General features: G+C 67.8%; 3 protein-coding genes and 2 pseudogenes. All 5 read left to right on the top strand.

All coding sequences use genetic code 11. The features are described 5' to 3' along the window. The coding region (locus CSW58_RS09870; RefSeq protein WP_304441643.1) for an alkyl sulfatase dimerization domain-containing protein at nucleotides 1–832 on the top strand (832 nt) is incomplete at its 5' end. A 225-nt stretch (nucleotides 833–1,057) separates the two neighbouring features. Beyond that, nucleotides 1,058–2,632 carry a 2-isopropylmalate synthase gene (locus CSW58_RS09865; RefSeq protein WP_099447167.1) on the top strand — a complete coding sequence of 525 codons (1,575 nt, stop codon included), beginning with the start codon at nucleotides 1,058–1,060 and terminating at the stop codon, nucleotides 2,630–2,632. 314 nt (nucleotides 2,633–2,946) lie between these two features. Then, a pseudogene (locus CSW58_RS09860) lies at nucleotides 2,947–3,823 on the top strand (EamA/RhaT family transporter). Nucleotides 3,824–4,178: 355 nt separating this feature from the next. Then, on the top strand, nucleotides 4,179–5,222 hold the full coding sequence (locus tag CSW58_RS09855) for a rod shape-determining protein (protein ID WP_004623009.1): 1,044 nt from the start codon (nucleotides 4,179–4,181) through the stop codon (nucleotides 5,220–5,222). Between the two features lie 48 nt (nucleotides 5,223–5,270). Beyond that, nucleotides 5,271–5,551: pseudogene (locus tag CSW58_RS09850) on the top strand (rod shape-determining protein MreC); the annotation flags it as partial.

Here is a 5,551-nt window from a genome sequence, read left to right as displayed (position 1 = left end):
GCTGAACGGCGACGAGATCGCCGCCCAGATCGTGCTGCCGCCCAGCCTGGCCAAGGATTGGTACAATCGCGGCTATTACGGCAGCATGAGCTTCAACAGCCGCGCGGTCTATCAGCGCTATATGGGCTGGTACGACGCCAACCCCGCCCATCTGGCCCCCGCGCCGCCGGTCGAGACCGGCCGACGCTATGTGGCGGCCATGGGCGGCGCGGCCAAGGTGCGCGAGCTGGCCGCCACGGCCGCCGCCACGGGCGACTATGCCTGGGCGGCGACCCTGCTCAACCATGCGGTCATGGCCGATTCCGCCGACAAGGCGTCCAAGGCCCAGCTGGCGGCGGCCTATGAGCAGATGGGCTACCAGACCGAGAACGCCATCTGGCGCAACATGTACCTGACCGCCGCCGACGAACTGCGCGACGGCGTGCGCAAGCTGCCGGCCTCCCTGGCCCCGCTCGACATCCTCAAGGGCCTGAGCAGCGAGATGATCTTCGACCTGCTGGCCGTGCGGCTCAACGGCGACAAGGTGGGCGACGGCGCCGTCAAGCTGGCCTTCGTCTTCCCCGATCGCAATGAGCGTTTCGTGGTCGAGGTGCGCAACCGGGTGCTCGTGGCCGAGCGGGCCAAGGGCGGCGAGACCGTCGACGCCACCCTGACCGTGGCCCGGCCGGTGTTCCTGGACTCGCTGTTTCAGGGCACGTCCCTGGTCGGCAAGGTGCTGACCGGCCAGGTCAAGATCGAGGGGGATCGGTCGGCTTTCGGCCGGCTGACGGGGTGGTTTGACACCTTCCCGACCGATTTTCCGATCGTCACCCGCCCCGAGCCTGCCCGATAGCGGCATGAATTTGCGTCGTGTGCGGCCGATTGCCGTCACGACGCAAAATGCTTGCTCGGAATCCGCCTGCTGTGTAGAAAGTGATCATGAACGTCGCGTGCGAACAGCTTTGGCTACGGCTTATCAGCCCCTGGGCGCTCTAGCGGCCACGCTTCGTCGTGTCCGGGCGCACAGGGGATGAACGCTCCTCCGCCCCGACCACAGACATCTTCCACGAGTAAGTCCATGACCCCCGTTTCCGCAGGCGCTTTCGACAAGCGCGACAACGTCGTCATCTTTGACACCACCATGCGCGACGGCGAGCAGTCGCCCGGCGCCTCCATGTCGCTGGACGAAAAGCTGGAGCTGGCCAAGATCCTCGAGGAGATGGGGGTCGACATCATCGAGGCCGGCTTCCCGATCGCCTCGAACGGCGACTTCGAGGCGGTCCGCGAGATCGCCAAGATCGTCAAGACCTCGACCATCGCCGGCCTGTGCCGCGCCCACCAGGTCGATATCGACCGCTGCGCCGAAGCCTTGAAGCCCACCGAGCGCGGCCGCATCCATGTGGTGATCGCCACCAGCGACCTGCACATGAAGCACAAGCTGCAGATGGAGCCGGACGCCGTCATCGACGTGATCGCCCGCTCGGTGACCCACGCCCGCAACCTGCGCGACGACGTCGAATGGTCGGCCGAGGACGCCACTCGTAGCGACCGCCAGTTCCTGCGCCGCGCCATCGAGACCGCCATCAAGGCCGGAGCCACGACGATCAACCTGCCCGACACCGTCGGCTATACCTATCCGTCGGAATATGCCGACCTGTTCAGCTGGATGACCCAGAACGTCGAGGGCGCCGACCGGGTGATCTTCTCGACCCATTGCCACAACGACCTGGGCCTGGCCGTGGCCAACAGCCTGGCCGGCGTACAGGGCGGGGCGCGCCAGATCGAATGCGCCATCAACGGCCTGGGCGAGCGGGCCGGCAACGCGGCGCTGGAAGAGGTCGTCATGGCCCTGAAGGTCCGCGGCGACAAGCTGCCCTACGACACCCGGATCGACACCACCCACATCACCCGCGCCAGCCGTTACGTCTCGGCCATCACCGGTTTCCCGGTGCAGTACAACAAGGCCATCGTCGGCAAGAACGCCTTCGCGCATGAAAGCGGCATCCACCAGGACGGGATGCTGAAGAACCGCGAGACCTACGAGATCATGACCCCGGAATCGGTCGGCCAGGCGCCGTCCAGCCTGGTCATGGGCAAGCATTCGGGCAGCCACGCCTTCCGCGCCAAGCTGAAGGACCTGGGCTATGAACTGGGCCAGAACGCCCTGAAGGAGGCCTTCGGCCGCTTCAAGGACCTGGCCGACCGCAAGAAGCATGTCTACGACGACGACATCATCGCCCTGGTCGACGACGCCCTGGCGCGCGGCTCGGAGCGGATCCGGGTTTCGCGCCTGCGGGTCGTGGCCGGCACCGACGGCCAGTCGGCCGAGTTGACCCTGGAGGTCGACGGCGAGTCCCGGACGGCCGAAGCCTCGGGCGACGGTCCCGTCGACGCGGTGTTCAACGCCATCCACATGATCGTGCCGCACGAGGCCGCCCTGCGCCTGTTCCAGGTGCACGCGGTCACCGAGGGCACCGACGCCCAGGCCCAGGTCTCGGTGCGTCTGGAGGAGGACGGCCGCATCGCCACCGGCCAGGCCGCCGACACCGACACCCTGACCGCCTCGGCCAAGGCCTATGTCAACGCCCTCAACAACCTCTTCGCCCGCAAGGAAAAAAGCCGGCCCGAACCGGCGATCGCCAGCGGGTTCTGAGGTCCGGGCCGACGCGCGTCTCAAGCACGGCCGCGGCGCGAGCGTCGATGAGGCCGGCCCAGCCGACGATCAGCAGCCCGTCGCTCTGTTCGTCGGCGACATGGCGGGTCTGCCGCCGCGCCGCCTCGACACGGCCATGACCCCGGCGCCGGAGCAGGTTCATCGCCTCGGCCGCCTCGGGACGGTCGGCCCGCCCCTTTGACCGGAATCCGTCACGGGACCGATCAATGGCCGGGCTGTGCGCCGCCTGAGCGTCATGCCGCTCTCTGAAAGACGGACGTCCAGGGTGAGGGCGGTGTAAGGACGGCGCGAGCATGATCTGGATTCCCATCACCATCGGCGCGGCGGCCTTCCAGGTGCTGCGCAACGCCGCCCAGCGCTCGGTGATGGGCGGGGCGGGGCGTGGGGCGCGACCCTGGTGCGGTTCCTGTTCGGCCTGCCGTTCGCCATGCTGTTCGCCGCCATCGCCTGGGCGGTGACGCCCGGGGCCCAGGCCCATGCTGGCCTGGGGTTCTGGCTGGCCTGCGTCGCGGGGGCGGGGCTGCAGATCGCCGCGACGGCGGCCCTGCTGACCGCCATGAACCGCTCCTCCTTCGCCCTGGGAACCGCCATGCAGCAGAGCGGCTTGCCGTTCGCCCTGATCTGGGGCGTGCTGCTGTTCGGCGACCACGTCTCGGCCCAGACCTGGATCGGCGGCCTCGTGGCCACGGCGGGCCTGGCGGTGCTGACCTGGCCGCGCGAGGCGACGCCGATGCGCAAGGGCGCGGCCCTGGCCGGGCTTGGATCCGGCGCGATCTTCGCCCTCAGCGCCAATTGCTTTCGCCAGGCTTCCCTGGCCTTTGACCCGCAGCATCACGTCTTCTCGGCCCTGGTGACGGTGATGGTGGTGCAGGCGATCCAGTCGGCGGCGCTGACCACGGTCCTGGCCGTGCGCAACCCCGCCGCCCTGGTCTCGGTGGTGCGGCAGTGGCGACAATCCCTGGGGCCGGCTTCTGCGGCGCGGCGGCCTCCGGCCTGTGGTTCACCGCCATGGCCCTGAGCCCGGTCGGACCGGTTCGGGCGGTCGGCGTGGTCGAAATGCCCATGGCGGCCGTGGCCGGACGACGGCTGTTCGCCGAGCGCACAAGCCTGCTTCAGGTGGCCGCCGGTCTGGTCACGGCGGTGGGTGTGGCGATGGCCGCCTTGGGCTAGAAAACGCCATGTTTCTGGGTTGAGGCTGCGCGCTTCATCCCTTCGACGGGGCCCATCAAGCTGGACGGCGAATAGACCTTGAATTCAACGCTTTCGCAGGGCAAACGGGCTGTCGTCGGGGCAGCTTGCCATCTCCGGGCGACCGCGAAGCCCGCCAGCGGCCTTGCTGCCGCGCGGTGGGACGAGCGAACCGGGACGAACACCCGCCAAATGCGGGAATCATGTTGTTCTCGTCCCTATATGACGTAGGAGCCGTTGGTACTTTGTTTCCGCTGTCCCTTGGACGGCAATGGCTCAGCTTTCTGGTTAACGATCCCCCGCTTCTGCCCCTCCTACCCCTCAGTCAGGGCCTTCAATGTTTTCTTCCCTCTTCGGCGTAATTTCCAACGACATCGCCATCGATCTGGGCACGGCCAACACCCTTATCTATATGAAGGGTAAGGGCATTGTCCTGAACGAGCCCTCCGTGGTGGCGCTGCGCAATGTCGGCGGTCGCAAGATCGTCCACGCCGTCGGGATCGAGGCCAAACAGATGTTGGGCCGGACGCCGGGTCACATGGAAGCCATCCGCCCGATGCGCGACGGGGTCATCGCCGACTTCGAAGTCGCCGAGGAGATGATCAAGTATTTCATTCGCAAGGTTCACAACCGCAAGGGCTTCGTGAATCCCAAGGTCATCGTCTGCGTGCCGTCGGGCGCCACCGCCGTCGAACGCCGCGCCATCAATGACAGCTGCCTCAACGCTTCGGCCCGCCGCGTGGGCCTGATCGACGAGCCGATGGCCGCCGCGATCGGCGCCGGCCTGCCCATCCACGAGCCGACCGGCTCGATGGTCGTCGACATCGGCGGCGGCACCACCGAGGTGGCCGTGCTGTCGCTGTCGGGCATCGTCTACTCGCGCTCGGTCCGCGTCGGCGGCGACAAGATGGACGAGGCGATCATCAGCTACATGCGTCGCCACCATAACCTGCTGATCGGCGAGACCACCGCCGAGCGCATCAAGAAGGAAATCGGCACCGCCCGCGCCCCGGCCGACGGCGAAGGCCTGTCGATCGACGTCAAGGGCCGCGACCTGATGCAGGGCGTGCCGCGCGAAGTCCGCATCAGCGAAAAGCAGGCCGCCGACGCCCTGGCCGAACCGGTCGGGCAGATCGTCGAGGCGGTCAAGGTGGCGCTGGAAGCCACCCCGCCGGAGCTGGCCTCCGACATCGCCGACAAGGGCATCATGCTGACCGGCGGCGGCGCGCTGCTGCGCGGCCTGGACGCCGAGATCCGCGACCACACCGGCCTGCCGGTCACCGTGGCCGATGATCCGCTGTCCTGCGTGGCCCTGGGCTGCGGCAAGGTTCTCGAGCATCCCAAGTGGATGAAGGGCGTCCTGGAATCCACGCTCGCCTAGATCTAGATTCCGACAGAGACGCCTGGGGGGCGTCGGGAGAAATAGTCCGTGGTCTTTCGAGAGGGTCCGCTTGGCGACCTGAAAGTGCCGCTCACCTGGACCGCGGCCGTGGCGCTCATCGTCGCGATCGTGATCGCGGTGGCGTTTCTGCTGGCCGACCGGCGAGAGACCCTGCAGCAGCAGGCCTATGGCGTGACCCGCCAGACGGTCGACACCGTGGCCAAGCCGGTCAGCGGGGCCATCGCCGCGCCGGGCCGCTGGACGGGCCTGGGCCTGGACTATGTGAACAGCTATTTCTTCGTCGCCGGCGAGAACCGGCGGCCGGCGGC

This window comes from Caulobacter sp. B11 (genome assembly GCF_002737765.1).
Taxonomy (GTDB): Bacteria; Pseudomonadota; Alphaproteobacteria; order Caulobacterales; family Caulobacteraceae; genus Caulobacter.
The sequence above is the reverse complement of the archived record's forward strand: the minus strand, read 5'-3'. Positions and strand labels throughout refer to the sequence as shown.

What these genes read in the sequence shown, in the direction of transcription:
- CSW58_RS09865 (WP_099447167.1), top strand. Translation starts at nt 1,058, where the DNA reads ATGACCCCCGTTTCCGCAGGCGCTTTCGACAAGCGCGACAACGTCGTC.
- CSW58_RS09855 (WP_004623009.1), top strand. Translation starts at nt 4,179, where the DNA reads ATGTTTTCTTCCCTCTTCGGCGTAATTTCCAACGACATCGCCATCGAT.